The sequence below is a fragment of the Dictyobacter halimunensis genome (assembly GCF_036245075.1).
Genome location: NZ_BSRI01000002.1, coordinates 607,325 through 622,327 on the forward strand (window position 1 = coordinate 607,325; position 15,003 = coordinate 622,327).

13 protein-coding genes and 1 tRNA gene are annotated in these 15,003 nt (G+C 53.7%); 6 read left to right on the plus strand and 8 right to left on the minus strand.

The annotated features are described in order from the left end of the window. Positions 1–115: 115 nt before the first annotated feature. From AABA21_RS16590 to AABA21_RS16610, 5 genes are all read right to left on the minus strand, one after another. Complete coding sequence (locus AABA21_RS16590; protein WP_338252028.1) at positions 116–1,159, minus strand: HEAT repeat domain-containing protein; 1,044 nt, start codon at positions 1,157–1,159, stop codon at positions 116–118. A gap of 215 nt (positions 1,160–1,374) precedes the next feature. After that, the gene (locus AABA21_RS16595; RefSeq protein WP_338252030.1) at positions 1,375–3,705 is read right to left on the minus strand and encodes a xanthine dehydrogenase family protein molybdopterin-binding subunit; all 2,331 of its coding nucleotides are present in this window, start codon (positions 3,703–3,705) and stop codon (positions 1,375–1,377) included. Positions 3,706–3,925: 220 nt separating this feature from the next. Next, positions 3,926–4,810 (minus strand): LLM class flavin-dependent oxidoreductase, encoded by an 885-nt coding sequence (locus tag AABA21_RS16600; protein WP_338252032.1) that lies wholly within the window; start codon positions 4,808–4,810, stop codon positions 3,926–3,928. A 270-nt stretch (positions 4,811–5,080) separates the two neighbouring features. Continuing rightward, positions 5,081–5,335: a hypothetical protein gene (locus AABA21_RS16605; RefSeq protein WP_338252034.1), complete on the minus strand. Its 255-nt coding sequence runs from the start codon at positions 5,333–5,335 to the stop codon at positions 5,081–5,083. A 554-nt stretch (positions 5,336–5,889) separates the two neighbouring features. Continuing rightward, a complete protein-coding gene (locus tag AABA21_RS16610; protein ID WP_338252036.1) occupies positions 5,890–6,900 on the minus strand; it encodes a Gfo/Idh/MocA family protein in 1,011 nt (336 codons plus the stop codon). A gap of 208 nt (positions 6,901–7,108) precedes the next feature. Between AABA21_RS16610 and AABA21_RS16615 the strand changes: the two genes are divergently transcribed. Continuing rightward, a complete protein-coding gene (locus AABA21_RS16615; RefSeq protein WP_338258450.1) occupies positions 7,109–7,891 on the plus strand; it encodes an LLM class F420-dependent oxidoreductase in 783 nt (260 codons plus the stop codon). Positions 7,892–8,058: 167 nt separating this feature from the next. Here AABA21_RS16615 and AABA21_RS16620 read toward each other — a convergent pair. Beyond that, positions 8,059–8,134 (minus strand) — tRNA-His (locus AABA21_RS16620). Positions 8,135–8,295: 161 nt separating this feature from the next. Further along, positions 8,296–8,679: a hypothetical protein gene (locus tag AABA21_RS16625; protein WP_338252038.1), complete on the minus strand. Its 384-nt coding sequence runs from the start codon at positions 8,677–8,679 to the stop codon at positions 8,296–8,298. Positions 8,680–9,022: 343 nt separating this feature from the next. Between AABA21_RS16625 and epsC the strand changes: the two genes are divergently transcribed. Beyond that, positions 9,023–9,793, plus strand: a complete 771-nt coding sequence (gene epsC / locus AABA21_RS16630) for a serine O-acetyltransferase EpsC (RefSeq protein WP_338252040.1) — start codon at positions 9,023–9,025, stop codon at positions 9,791–9,793. Positions 9,794–10,021: 228 nt separating this feature from the next. Further along, positions 10,022–10,726 (plus strand): GerMN domain-containing protein, encoded by a 705-nt coding sequence (locus AABA21_RS16635; RefSeq protein ID WP_338252042.1) that lies wholly within the window; start codon positions 10,022–10,024, stop codon positions 10,724–10,726. 88 nt (positions 10,727–10,814) lie between these two features. On the opposite strand, the gene AABA21_RS16640 is transcribed toward AABA21_RS16635, so the two are convergent. Then, positions 10,815–11,744 (minus strand): nucleoside hydrolase, encoded by a 930-nt coding sequence (locus AABA21_RS16640; RefSeq protein ID WP_338252044.1) that lies wholly within the window; start codon positions 11,742–11,744, stop codon positions 10,815–10,817. A 262-nt stretch (positions 11,745–12,006) separates the two neighbouring features. On the opposite strand from AABA21_RS16640, the gene AABA21_RS16645 reads away from it, so the two are divergent. From AABA21_RS16645 to AABA21_RS16655, 3 genes are read left to right on the plus strand one after another with little or no spacing between them, the layout of a single operon-like run. Continuing rightward, positions 12,007–13,215, plus strand: a complete 1,209-nt coding sequence (locus AABA21_RS16645; RefSeq protein WP_338252046.1) for a 6-phosphofructokinase — start codon at positions 12,007–12,009, stop codon at positions 13,213–13,215. Then, on the plus strand, positions 13,212–14,393 hold the full coding sequence (locus AABA21_RS16650) for a phosphopentomutase (RefSeq protein WP_338252048.1): 1,182 nt from the start codon (positions 13,212–13,214) through the stop codon (positions 14,391–14,393). Before AABA21_RS16645 ends, AABA21_RS16650 begins: the two co-directional genes overlap by 4 nt. Further along, complete coding sequence (locus AABA21_RS16655) at positions 14,390–14,956, plus strand: GNAT family N-acetyltransferase (RefSeq protein WP_338252050.1); 567 nt, start codon at positions 14,390–14,392, stop codon at positions 14,954–14,956. The genes AABA21_RS16650 and AABA21_RS16655 overlap by 4 nt, the downstream gene beginning before the upstream one ends. The last annotated feature ends 47 nt before the right edge of the window (positions 14,957–15,003 follow it).

The following is a 15,003-nucleotide window of genomic DNA, read 5'->3' on the forward strand; positions in this document are numbered from 1 at the left end:
GAGACAAATCCACTCCATCTTGTCAAATCGGCCAGATGGAGTGGATTTGTCTCTGATCAGGTTCACTCGGTCGCGGATAATTCACGCGTCGATGACTGTAATATTTTGTCTTGTTCTATATGCCGCAGCGTTTTTGGGCGGTATATCCGGTACCAATTTTGAAAGAGAATTGCTGCATCTCTTGCACCAGCGGTGCCAGATAGGGTTGTAATTTGCGATAGCGCAGGTAAAGCTGATGCAATACATATGAACCCGTCTCGGCCAGCCAGGGCGAAGTATCGGAGGTCATCAGTACCTGTAAAGTTGGCACAACGGTCAATTTACCAAATTGAATAAGTTCTTTGGCGGCCATCCAGGCCACACCATGGTCGGGATCGTTCAAGCTCCGGGCAAGAACGGGGACGGCCCTGGCATCGTTGATTTCACCCAGGGCACGCACGCAATGCCAGCGCGTCCAGGCTGAGAGGCTACTGCACTCGGCGATCAAAGCTGGTACGGCTGGTCCACCTATCTGCACTAACGCCTGAAAGATCTGCGTCCCCACGAACTCATCGGCGCTATGCAGGGTCTCCAACAACTCCGGCACAGCCGCAGCAGCGCGCATGCGTCCCAGGGACCTGGCCGCCTGCAGGCGCACCGCCGGCACAGCATCCTTCAAGGCTTCAATAAGCACCGGTACATCATGCTGATTTCCGATCAGGCCCAGGATGTAGGCCGCATTCTCACGCATGTGGAAATTGGGAGACCGCATGCCAGCCAGCAAAACACCGCGCGCTCGTTCACTATCCATGCCCGCGCCCGGCATAAAGAGGGTGCGCAGGCGTGTACGAGCATAAGGTGAACGTAGAGGCAGCGGTACTGCGAATGGTTTGCCAGCCCAGGTACCCAGAGCAATAAATTCCAACAGATCGCGGGCCAGGCGATCATCATCCGACGAAGAGACGGCAATCACTGCGCGTGGATCATTTTTAAGGATCCAGATCATCAAGCGCCAGGCGGCACCACGATGACCCTCGGCGGCCTGTTCAGCTAATACCTGTGGGGGAGTCTCTCCCATTGGTGGTGTGATATCAGAAGCCGGTGGCATCGAAGCCGGGATGGGTTGCTGCTCTATATTATGAGAATTTTGCGTATAAGGATCCGAATGGGGCGTCATCATAAGCTCTCCTGAACAGGATTAAACAACGCACCGTCAGAGAGGAAGATCCTAAAAAGAGACTACACTAAAGTATATCATATTCTCGCCCCACGGATGCTCAGCATCCGTGGAGTGATTGGGGGAATAGCGTGGGGTCACCCCACACCCCGGCAGGAGGACTCACCGTCCTCCTGCACCTCCTGCAATCGCATCCGTGGGGCGAGAATATGATCAGCTTATTGGTGGAGCGCGTTAAAGAGACGCTCAGGAGTGATGGGAATCTCGGTCGGAAGGACGCCAACCGCATCGTAGATGGCGTTGGCGATCGCGCCGGCTACCGGAATAACCGGGGGCTCACCGACACCTTTGGCTCCGTAAGGACCAGGCCCCGAGGGAACCTCGACCAGGATCGGTGTGATGTTGGGCACATCAAAGCTATGCGGCAGAGCATAATCCATGAAGGTAGCGGTAAGCAATTGACCGTTCTCGTCATGCTCCAGACCTTCAAAGAGCGCCCACCCAAGACCCTGGGTGACGCCACCGTGGATCTGTCCCTCAACGGCGGGTGGATTGATAGCCTGGCCGACGTCCTGAGCCGCGACATAATCCAGGACGCGCACCTCTCCGGTATCGGGATCAACCGCAACCCTGGCCAGGTGGGCCGCATACATTGGCGAGCCTTCAGGCACTGGCGTGCGACCCTGCCCATAGACGGGTCCGCGACGGCTGAAGCTGGTCGAGGCCTGGGCGATCTTTTGCAGCGACAGGGATTTGCCCGGTACGCCCTTTACCGCCACGCTATCGTTCTTGAACTCCAGATCGTCTACCGCCGCCTCCAGCATATCGCTGGCGATCTGCAAGATCTGTTGGCGAGCATCGCGTGCCGCCGCCATCACCGCGGGTCCCATCGAGTAGATCGTCTTACTACCACCCGTGGCACCACTATACGGCATGGTATCGGTGGCGTCGTGGGCCACATTAACCTGGGATGAGGGCACGCCCATTGCCTCGGCGGCGATCAGGGCCAGCGAGGTATCTGATCCGGTCAGGTCAACGGTGCCAACGACCACGGAGACCGTGCCGTCGGATTCCAGGCGACAGGCGGCGGCGGCCACATCATTGCCACCGGGCCAGCCGCCAACGGCCAGGCCAAAGCCAATCTTCCAGCCAGCCAGTTCAGCGGGAGGCTCTTTCGGCCCCTGGCGCTCCTTCCACAACGGGTGCTGTTCGATAGCGTCCAGGCACTCAATCAGACCCAGGGGCGGCAACGTAGGACGACGGGGATTGCCAGAAGGTTCACCACCGCGCAGGCCATTCTGACGCCGGAACTCAAGTGGATCGATCTGCATCTCCTGGCAGAGGTCCGCCACCGTTGACTCAAGCGCAAAGGCTGTCTGAGGCGCGTCTGGAGCGCGATATGCTCCCACACTGACCTTGTTTGTCAACACCTCGTAGCAACGAATGTCGGTATTGGGGCAGCGATAGACGCTCGAAATCAGGTGGCCGGCCAGGCCAGCCGCGGCGCCTGGAAAGGCACCAGAGTCAAGGATAATCCTGGCCTGCAACGCGACCAGCGTACCATCGCGATTCGCGCCCAGTTTGACTGTAATCACTGATTGTGGAGCGGGATTACCGGCCAGCATTTCATCCTGGCGCGTATAGACCAGGCGCACAGGCTTACGAATCGCGTAGGCCACCGCCGCCGCCAGGGGCTCAACCAGGCCAAACTTACCGCCAAAGGCGCCACCGATCGGCATCGGCTCGACCAGAATCTGGCGCTCCGGCAGGTTCAGGGCATTTGAGATATCCGTGCGTGCGTTGTAAAGGCCCTGCGTACTGGCATAGACGCGCATTTTGTGTCCAGAGGTCTGCTCTGGCACAACCGTGATCGACTGCGGCTCCATATAGGATTGATGGACCGAGTGCGTGCGATAGGTACGCTCAACCACCACGTCGGCCTCGCGTAAACCGGCCTCAATATCGCCAATATGCATATGCACATTGTCGCTAACGTTCTGTGACAGTTCTTCCTGCTCTTCCTCCTCAGCCTGCGTGTTGCCCACATCAGCATGCGTGCCACCACCAGCAATCTCAGAAGTCTCATCCTTGGAACGTGGCCGCGTCACGGGCGAATCAGGTTGGAGCGCCGCCAACGGATCAATTACTACTGGCAACGGATCATAATCGACATCCACCGCATCCGCGCCATCCTGCGCCAGGGCCTCAGATTCCGCCAACACAACCGCTACCGGATGACCACACCAGAATACTTCATCGCGAGCCAGGGGAGCCTGCGAGCGCGAACTCTCATGCGCTTTCGCCATTTTCAGCGTATCAGCTGTGTAAACAGCAACCACTCCTGGAATAGCCAGGGCCGCGGTCGTATCAATCGAGACAATGCGCGCATGAGCATATGGACTCAATACCAGCCGCGCATGAAGCAAACCTGGAAAAGCCAGGTCACCCGAAAAACGTGCGCGACCCGTCAATTTCTCTTCCGCATCCATACGGCGCGTGGGCTTACCAACCGCAACGCGATTTGTCTCGTGATCAATTGTTTGTGCCATATTGGAAAAATACTCCATCCGATGATCTAAAACAGTACATACGTTCACCAGTTATGGGTGCTGAGCCTTCCTCACCCGGCAGTGCCTGCAAACAAGCAGCAAAGCCGCGTCATGTAAGCTTTTCAGAACTTGCATAGACCTTCACCATAGCAGTGTATCACACCCATGGGTTTTATGTCAGACATAATCTATGCGAAATGGCATCTTCTTAGACCATATCTTACACGAAATGTGGAACAACATGGGCGACGAAATGCTGCAAGGACTCCACATCCAGAATGCGGAACATAAAGTGCGAAACCCCAATGGAGCGAAACCGCTCCAACTCGCGTATCACTTCCTCACCGCTGCCAGCGATAAAATGCTTGTTTGGATTACGTTTGACCCGCGCGGGATCATCTGAGACACTGATGGTGCTGAGATAGGAAAGGGTAATCTCCGAAAAATTCCGTCCAAAGTTGCTACAGTGCTGACGCAGAATCGCCAGCTTGCGCTCATATTCCTCGACTGTACAAGAGTTGAAGTTCCACCAATCCGCGTAACGGGCCACGATAGCCAGGGTGCGCTGCTCGCCGCCGCCCCCAACCAGCAAAGGAATCATAGGATTGGGCCTAGGGGCACCATAGGCATCATGCACCTGATAGTGCTTCCCCTCATACGTAGCTGGCTGCGTAGTCCACATGGCACGCAACACCTGAATCGCATCTTCCAGTTCCTCCATCCTGGTCTTCACAGGCGGATAGGAGAAGTTATAGGATATATACTCGTCCTCTTTCCAGCCCGCCCCGATACCCAGGATCAGGCGACCGCCCGTCAAAGCCTGCAGATTGGCGGCCATCTTGGCCAGCAAGGCGGGATTGCGATATGACTGGGACAGCACCAGGGAGCCGATCTTAAACTGCGGATACTGGGCCGCCAGGTAACTCAGGGTGGTCAGGCACTCCAGAGCATCGGTCTCACCAACCTGCACATGATCCTCTAACCAGAGCGTCGTAAAGCCCCTCTTCAGCTCTTCAATACATCGGCGGTTAAAATCCATCAACTCGTGCAACCCATGCCCTGGATCATTCTGACGCAGCATAAGACCAAATTCAACTGCAGCCAACTTCACACCTCCATTTTACTGCACTCGGAGAACAAACGCGGAAAGCACCTGCTGACTCTCTCCTATAGGTTATACCTTTCTACAGGGTACATTCGCTTCACATCGAAGCCTATCATGTTTGGGAGGAGAGAAGCAAGAAGGGAAAGCAGGATGGGCCTGGGAAACAGAGCAATAAAACAAACCAGGAGAAGCGCTATGCTTCATCGTGGCCTACAAATATACATCATTGAAGGAGCCAGCTACATATTCATAAAATACTGTTCGCTGCTGTTATTCGCTATCATCTTGAGGAACTGTTTCCACTCCTGGCTTTCTGCTGTCTTTATCCAGCACAATACTCGCCATATGTGGATCTGTATCACGCTCCTCTTGCAATGCCAGCAAGGTCGGCCGATAAGCGGTAATAAAATCCAGCAAACCCAGTGCCTCCTCAGGTGTCAGGTCAAAACTGATACCGGAAGGGTGTTTGAGGACCAGACCAGACTCTTCCATACGAGCGCGATAGCGCCCCACGATTGCATCCATAACTTTTGGCTCCTTCCTGCCGAGATATATCTCGTCAGATACATCACATCTCTTGTCTGTAATGCGCAATCCTACTTCCATTCTAGGTGGATACCAGGAATATAGTCAACAAACAGGCGGCGTTTTATACAGGTTTTCCATTTTCCTCTGTTAAACGCTCTCGATGCACAATTTTTGCGCTGTGGAGGAAGCAAAAGAAACACAGCAAAAACCAGTGCGACCGTTGCACGGTCGCACTGGTTTTTGCTGTGTTGGTACGGCAGGGGCGCAGCTGCGCCCCTGCCGTACCAACACACAAACGAACTCGTGAGCACCGGAGGTGCGAAAGCTCAAGGACCATATGTGTGTTAGTGCATCGAAGGCGCGAATGTGCCCCTGCCGTACCAACACACAAACGAACTCGTGAGCACCAGAGGTGCGAAAACTCAGGAGCCATATGTGTGTTGGTGCATCGAGGGCGCGAATGCGCCCTCGATGCACCAACACAAAAAAGAGTGCGGCCGCGCAGCGGACGCTACCACGTAGCCCCAGGGCAACAGGAGTCAGACCCACTCTTAAATAATTGGCCAATCGAGGCCAGCTGCCTCATAGATGGCTTCGATGGTAGCCAGGTTCTCAAGCGTCTCGCTTAAAGAGAGCTGTGGGTCCTGATGAGCACGAATGCATTGCGCGAAGTGTTCCACCTCTAACTGATACTGGTCCACACCCGAGAAAGACTGCTCCTGCATCTGACCGTCCTTTGTGATAAAAGCGGTCATATCATAGCTGCCTGGTGTAAAAGGGACGGGCAGCGTGATCATGCCAGCCTCGCCGATGATCTCCGCGCCCTGGCGCGAGGGCAGGCCAAAACTGCTGTCAAGAATGCCGAAGCAACCATCGCCATAATCCAGCACAGCGTTGGTGGCCAGATCAACGCTTACCGGGCCCGCTACATGCACGCGGGCGGCCACCGAACGGGGTGAACGCTCATAGATGGCTCGGAAAAGGTTGATAGGATAGCATCCCACATCCATCAACGAACCACCGGCCAGCTCGGGCTGCAAACGGATGTTTTCGCTACGCGTCCGAATATCAAAAGAGAATGAGGAACGCACCAGGTGAACAGGTCCAATTACACCCCTCGTGATCTGTTCCAGGGCCCAGACAATCTGGGGATGAAAGCGATACATAAAGGCTTCCATCAACAATACCTCGCTCTCATGCGCCACCTGCACCATCTCCTCACCCTCCTCACGCGTGACAGCCATTGGCTTCTCGCACAGGACGTGCTTGCCCGCCTGCAGGGCTCGTATGGTCCACTCTGCATGCAAGCTGTTGGGTAGAGGAATATACACCGCCTCAATCTCGGGATCCTCGATAATCGCAGCGTACGAATCATATATACGCACGTTCGGGGCAAAAGAATACGCCTCGGTGGCATGGTTTTTATCACGGCTGCCAACAGCGATCAGCTTTCCATTTGAGGACGCTTGAATAGCCGGCGCCACGGCACGCACACCGATATTGGCCGTACTTAAAATTCCCCAACGAACAGGGTCTTTTCGAATCAAAATCCTGGGTTCCATAGCAGGAAAATCCTTTCGATAAAATTCACTCTCAATTATAAGCGCAAACAATGGACCATGTTCAATAGCATTCACCCGATTTCCGCGTCAAGAATGGATAAAAGCCAGCTGAAACTTGCAACCTGTATTAAAACGTGCTTACACTCAGAGGGGTATGGGTATTACCATACCGCTAGCATAGAGAAAGGATATACATCTCGTGCCACAAATGACGAAAAAATATCCACTAAAGGTTGGAGTTCAGCTACACCCACAGCATACTTCTTACGAAGATTTCGCCAATGCGGTAAAACGCGTTGAAGAGCTGGGAGTGGATACCATCTGGAACTGGGACCACTTCTTCCCGCTCTACGGCGATCCACAGGGCAATCACTTTGAGGGTTGGACCCTGCTGACCGCCATGGGTATGCTCACCAGCAAGGCTCAGATTGGTTGTCTGGTTACCTGTAACACCTACCGCAATCCCGCCTTGCTCGCCGATATGGCCAAAACACTCGACCATATTACCAATGGACGCTTGATTCTGGGCATCGGCGCGGGCTGGTTCGAGCGCGACTATAAAGAGTACGGCTATGACTTCGGCACCGCGGGCAGCCGCCTGAACGCGCTGGAAGAGTCACTGGAGATCATCAAAAAGCGCTGGGAGGTCGATGTTCCCAAACCTGTACGAGGATCGGTTCCCATACTGATCGGTGGTGGTGGCGAAAAGAAGACCCTGCGCCTGACCGCTAAATACGCCGATCTGTGGCATGGCTTCGGCGATCCCGAGACCATTACCCATAAGATGGAAGTGCTCAACGACTGGTGTCAGAAAGAGGGCCGTGATCCCAACGAGATCGAGCGCACCTGCGGCACCGAAAAGGAAGACAGCGACGAGAAGCGTGATGCGCTCCTCAATGCCGGTATCAGTCAGCTCATCCTGGGCCTGGGTGCTCCCTGGGACTTTGAAGCGGTTCAGAAACTGGTACGCTGGCGCGATTCTCGCAAGTAGCAGTCTCTCGCCATATCTCAATACATCAGGTGTCCCCGGCTGTGTAGCTCACAGTCGGGGGCGCTTTTTGGCCTGGTCCTCTCATCACCGGTAGAGATAATAGCCACGTACGAGTGAAAAGACAAACAAAAAAGCGCTGCCTCCCAAATGAGAGGCAACGCTTTTAGTGGGGTGACCGATGGGGCTCGAACCCACAACCGCTGGAGCCACAATCCAGAGCTCCGCCTATTGAGCTACGGTCACCAGACTGTTTTTGTGTGCTCATTTCTTAGCACGTCGACAGTATACCGGAGCACTTGCGAATTGTCAATAGCTAAACAACATAATTTTTGTTAAATTTGGAAAAATCAATAAATTGATGGAGGTTACCTACGTTTTGTCGCCCTCACTACCCTATGTACAGGCTAAGAAAGGGCTGCGCGATTAAACACTGGCTTGATCGAGCGGTCCAAAAACAGATACCCAAGCGCGAGGGCGCTCATGGCGATCCCGAAGATAGGCCCGAACATGTGGATGATGTTTCTGTATTCAGGCGTGGTTAATAGATAGAGTTCATAGAGCACTTCGCTGCACTCATAGACGACCGTGGCCCAGTATGCCCAGTACTGCACGGTCCAGAGGCCAAAGACCACCACAAAGCCGAGCACGGCTCCCAACAGCAGAGCAATAAAATCACGCGATCCAGCGACGGTGAAAGGCAACAAGACAAGGCAGCCCAGTGATCCCATCAGCTCAAAAATGGCGAAGGTGGTAATACTGCGAGGGCGTGGACGGCGAACTAATTTCATGCGCATCTCTCTTTAAAGCATTTTGATATATGACGTGTCACAAACGAACATACTGGATATACTCTTCATATTTATACAGCACAGCCTGTCCATAAGTCAAAAAAGGACAGGCCACTGGTACCAACACAAAAAAACTCGCGTTCGGCCTGTACGCTTTTCCACACCTACGGTGCATATATATCATTTCACAATAGCGTCGCCGCGAATGCATGAATGCACATCCGCGGCGACGCTATTGAAAAAAGAAGTGGAGACACTTGACAAGCACAAATCCCTGTCCTACACTCCAAAGAGAAGACATAGGCCGAAATTTGGTCATCGAGAGAAAAGGACACAAGCAGGTATGTCACAGGGACCACAGAGTGCTTCAAACGGAACAGATGTTCCTGAGAACACGCAAGCAAACGACCAGCAATCCACTACTGATGGAGATGAACTGGCGTCTTTGCCAGAGTTGCCTCCAGGTATCTTTATTCCTGTTCCAGCCAAAACACCTCGTCGCAAAACGCGTTGGCCAGATGCCATCGATGTTATCTTTGAAAAAGATCCAGCCTGTAAAAACATCTTTGAGGCGCTGCTGTATCAAGGTCTATGGGCCATCCTGTTTCATCGCGTGGCGCATGAGCTTTATAAAAAGCATATCCCGCTCATTCCACGTCTGATCTCTCAGTTCGCACGCTTCATTACCGGTGGTATCGAGATCCATCCAGGAGCCCAGATCGGCAAACGATTCTTTATCGACCATGGCGCGGGCGTAGTAATCGGCGAGACCGCCGTGATCGGTGACAATGTGATGCTGTATCACCAGGTCACGCTGGGCGCCACTGGCTGGTGGAGGCCGAATCCATTTCGTAAGCAGCAGAAGAGACATCCCACCATCGAGGACGACGTCACTATTGGCGTCGGAACGGCCATTCTGGGTCCTATCACCATTGGCAAAGGCAGCAAGATTGGCGGTATGACCCTGGTGCTCGAATCGGTACCACCAAATTCGGTGGTCGTCTCCAAGCCAGCCGAGCTACTGGTAAAAGGTGGAGAGACGCTGGAGAAACACCAGGAACTGACCCAGGGCTGGAACGGCAAGGATCCCTGGGAGATGGACTACCAGATCTAATACTTCATCTGAATATCACTATTCGTAACGCACTCCCCGGTTAAAACAAGGGAGAGTGCGCTTTTTTTATATTCTAGCTGTTCTCTGTGATAATACTATGCCAGACATTTATGCGAATGTGATAAATTCGTTGCTAAAATACCCTATATTTGAATATAGGTCAGTTTATATAAGCAAAAATAATAAGGCAGTTTCATCTGCATAGAAAGGTATGAAAGGACAGGCACTATGTCTCACACATCAAAGCATTTCTATACGTCGGCATCTTTACCATCATGCACCACGATTTCAAAAATCATAGGATCTATTCTTCTGCTATCTCTGTTTGTTCTTTCAGCCTGTGCGTCAGGTCCGGCAAATACGCCTCACCAAACCCAGACTGGTTCTCAAACAGCTACATCACAGACGTTGAGCGACAAGGCAGGTGAAATCAATACTGTAATGCAGGTCAGTTCGCAAAACATGACAACCAATGGCTATATGATCAAAGTATACTTTTCAAAGTTTCCGAACTCCCTAAATTCCTCCACGGCTGTGTTTCCTGTGAATCGCATATCACCAACAATTGCAGTAGCGACATTCTCCCTCCAGCTCTTGATTGCAGGACCGACAAATGATGAGCATAACGCGGGATACTTTTCTGAGTTCAATAGTATCCTGACTGGCCCATCAAGCTGTTCCGCGCCTCACCCAACTGGTGGCCCCGACTTTACACTGACCTTAAACAAACAGGGGTCAAAGGCTAAACAGGGGACCGCGACGGTAAAGTTCTGCCGTGCAACTGCATCTCCCGGCATTGGTACGGATACACGCATCCTGGCGGAAATTAAAGCTACACTTACACAGTTTTCGAACATTAAAAATGTCGTAGTCCTTACCAAAGACGGACATTGCTTTGGTGACGAGAGCGGCCTGGATCATTGTTTACAGTAAGTGCCTGCCGATAAGGCTTTGTACCTTCTGTCATAGACCATGCTTCTTCTATAACAGGGGCTGATGCCACGAAGTTGTAATCGCTGGTTTAATAACACTGCAGGGTATCCAACAGCAAGTTCCAAAAACGCTCTACCTGTAGTGCATAGCCAACGCGTGCGTTCGCGGCCAGCCCCGTTTTCGCGTAGATATCGCAGACGGTACGCCCCACTGTCCATTCCCCCTGCGTTTCAATCTCCACATGCATCTCTTTCGTAAGAATAATGTCCGGATCAATCACGGCGGCTACGGCGCAAGGATCGTGCAGGGGCGGCGCGGGAAAACCAAACACCTGGCGGTAGGAATCCGCGAAATAGTGCAGCAGATCAGCAGCAAAAGTGGACACAGGACGCCGCATGGCGCGCAGGCGACCCATAATCTCTTCAGTTGCCAGGGCCTGGTGCGTCACTTCCAACGGGATCATCGTGATCGGCCTACCACAGGCAAAGACGATGGCCGCCGCCTCTGGATCAGCCCAGATGTTGAACTCGGCGCTGGCCGTGACGTTGCCCACGCTGATCGCGCCACCCATCAACGAGATGGCCTGGATCTTCGGTACGATGGCCGGCTCGCGCCTGATGGCCGACGCGATATTGGTCAAAGGTCCGGTAGGGACCAACACAATATCGCCATCGGAATGTAAGAGCAGATCTATTAACAGGTCAACGGCATGCTGAGCCGCCAGGGAAAAAGCGGGGGGAGGCACTTCAGGACCGTCCAGGCCTGATTCGCCATGGATATCAGCGGCGAAGCGCGGCGGCCGCAGCAGCGGACACTGCATGCCACGGGCCACCGGTATATCTAAGATACCGGCTAGCGTGCAGACCTTCAGCGCATTGGTCGAGGTCTTCTCCACCGACTGATTGCCGGCCACGGTGGTCACAGCCAGCAGTTCCAGCGCGGGATGGCGGGCCGCCAGCAACAGCGCGATGGCGTCATCGTGCCCCGGATCGCAATCCAGGATGATCTTCTGTCTCATGTGTCCTATCCTTTGTCAGCTACCTCAACATTGATAGTCAGTCTGAATCGATAGATGTCGTCTATACAGATGAGCATATTTATCGTAGCATGTTGATATAATAATTTTCAACTCGATACAAGAAGAAGTGCCAGCATCACAAATGAGACTGAATAGAACGAGCTCTACTTACATTTAGCACTCGACGCCAATCGATGGCATTGTTATAATGACCCTGAAAAACCATAGCTGCGACAGCTAGTTGAAAATAGAGGGTATTGTATTGTCAGCAAAAAAACCGGGCAATTTGATTATTGGACAATCCGGCGGAGCCACCGCCGTCATTAATGCCAGTCTTGTAGGTGCAGTGGAGGCCGCGCTCGCCGATCAGCGTATCGGCGGCATCTATGGCATGCACCATGGCATTGAGGGTCTTCTCAAGGAAGACATTATCGACCTGGGCAATCAACCGAACTCTGTATGGTCACAGCTTTTACATACACCATCGGCAGCTCTGGGTTCGTGTCGCTATAAGCTCCAGGAGCATGACCTGGAACGGACGATTGAAATTCTGCGCCGCTATGATATTCACTATATGCTCTATATCGGGGGCAACGATTCGGCCGATACAGCCCACCGCCTGGCCGAGGCGGCCCAGCAGAGCAACTATGAGCTCCAGATTATAAGCATTCCCAAAACCATTGATAATGATCTTCCCTTTACCGATCATTGTCCGGGTTATGGTAGTGCCGCTCGCTTCCTGGCGCAGGCCACCCAGGACTCTACCATGAATACGCTGTCGATCCCCTGGCACTATCCCATCAAAGTCATCGAGACGATGGGGCGCGACGCCGGCTGGTTAACGGCCGCAACCGTGCTGGGCAAACGCAGCGAGAGCGATGCGCCACATATCCTGCTGCTGCCTGAAAAACCATTCAATGAGCAAGGTTTTCTGACACAGGTTGAAGATATTTATAAGCAGCTGGGCTTTGTGATCGTCGCTGTGGCCGAGGCTATGCGCGATGAAAAGGGCAATGCCCTGGGTAGCTCGGGACAGGCCGGAACGGATGCTTTCCACCATCCTTTACTCAGCGGGGCCGCTCAGTACCTGGTAGAACTGGTTAAACGTGAGCTGAAGCTGCGCGCGCGCTTTGATAAACCCGGCGACCTGCAGCGTATGTCCAGCACCCATATTTCGGCGCCGGATCGTGATGAAGCGTACCTGGTTGGTAAGATGGGCGTACATGCCCTGCTTTCTGGTGAAAGTGATAAGATGATAACATTGGTGCGCGACGCACAGGCACCTTATCACTGTACAACTGGATTGGCGGCATTAAGCGAGGTCGCCAATGTACAGCGTCTGATGCCGGATGAGTACTTGAATGCATCCAAGACCATGGTCACGCAGGCATTCTACGATTATGCGTTGCCATTGATTGGCGATCCATTGGTACACCATACCCAACTGGAAATGACGAGGATACGGTCATGACACACCTGACGCGAGCGATCCTGATCGTGCTCGACGGCGTGGGGGCAGGCGAAAATCCCGATGCCCGCGCCTACGGCGACGAAGGGGCCAGTTCGCTCGAACACTGCGCCCAGGCCATTGGCGGCCTGGAACTGCCCAATCTCGGAAACCTGGGAATCGGCAACATCACTCCCATCGTTGGGACACCACCTCGTGACAGGGTCGCGGGTGCTTATGGGCGTATGGCCTCTGCCGCAGCCGGAAAAGATAGCACCACGGGCCACTGGGAAATGACAGGCGTGGTCCTCTCTAAACCACTACCCACCTATCCGCATGGTTTTCCCGCGGATGTGGTCGCCGCTTTTGAGCAGGCGATTGGACGTAAGGTTATCGGCAATAAAGTCGCCTCGGGCACCGAGATCATCAAAGAACTGGGCGAGGAACACGTACGCACCGGCTATCCCATCCTTTACACCTCAGCCGATAGCGTTTTTCAGGTCGCGGCTCACCAGGATGTGATTCCCCTCGCGGAGTTGTATCACATCTGCGAGATTGCCCGTAGTATGCTTACAGGCGATCATGCAGTCGGGCGAGTTATCGCGCGTCCCTTTATTGGTGAGCCGGGTGCCTTCAGGCGCACGGAACACCGCAGAGACTTCTCGCTAGCCCCCACCGGCACTACCTTGCTGGATCGCCTCAAGGACGCAGGCAAGGATGTGATTGGACTGGGTAAAATCGAAGACCTTTTCGCCGGACGCGGCTTAACCCAACGCGATCACACCGAGACGAACCGCGAGGGAATGGATGCTACCTTGAAATGGCTGGAGACAGATTTTTCGGGTCTCCTGTTTGTTAACCTGGTAGAATTCGATATGCTCTGGGGCCATCGTCGCGATAGCCAGGGATATGCGCAGGCTTTACGCGATGTCGATCAGTGGCTCCCACTGGTCCAGCAGCGTATGCGGCCCGGTGATGCGCTCTTCTTTAGCGCGGACCACGGGGTGGACCCCACCTATCGCGGGACAGACCATACCCGAGAATGCGTGCCCTTACTTGCCTATGGAGAGCCCATTCGTTCCGGCGTCGATCTTGGCGTTCGTCCAACCTTCGCGGATCTGGGGCAGACGCTCGCGGAAGCATTTGGTGTCGAACCCCTGGCCGCTGGAACGAGTTTCGCACCTATACTGGGGTTAGTATGACAGAATTACAACGTGATAACAAAGCAGATGTGGCCCAGGGACCCTATCTGCGTGGTGAACGCATCCAATTGCGCCGACCATCTATGAAAGATACAAACTATGTCTTTCACTGGGAACGCGACGATGAGGTGTGGCGCTATGATATTCATCGACCGTATTCACGTACCATGGGCGAATTCTTGCCCACATTCGAACGCAACTATATCCGTGGCAATGGACGCCAGTTCTGGTTCATCATCGAAGATGAGAACCGCATCCCGATTGGCACCATTACCTACTTTAACGTTGATAATCGTCTGGGACAGGCCGAACTAGGCCTGGGATTAGGCGATAAGACGCGCTGGGGTCAGGGATATGGGCCAGAAGCGATTCGCACGCTGGTACGCTATATCTTTACTCTGCCCGGTATCCGGCGTGTCTATGCCGAAACGGCCCTGGCCAACCATCCCTCGCGCCGAGCCTTCGAGAAAGCTGGCTTTACCGAGGTCGGCCAGATCTATGATCCCCGCAGCACGGGCGAGCCATGGGTGCTATTGGAGATATGGAAATCACATACCATGTAGTTCAGATAGAAGAAAGGAGCTGAGCTTTCTCCGACGATAGAACTGAC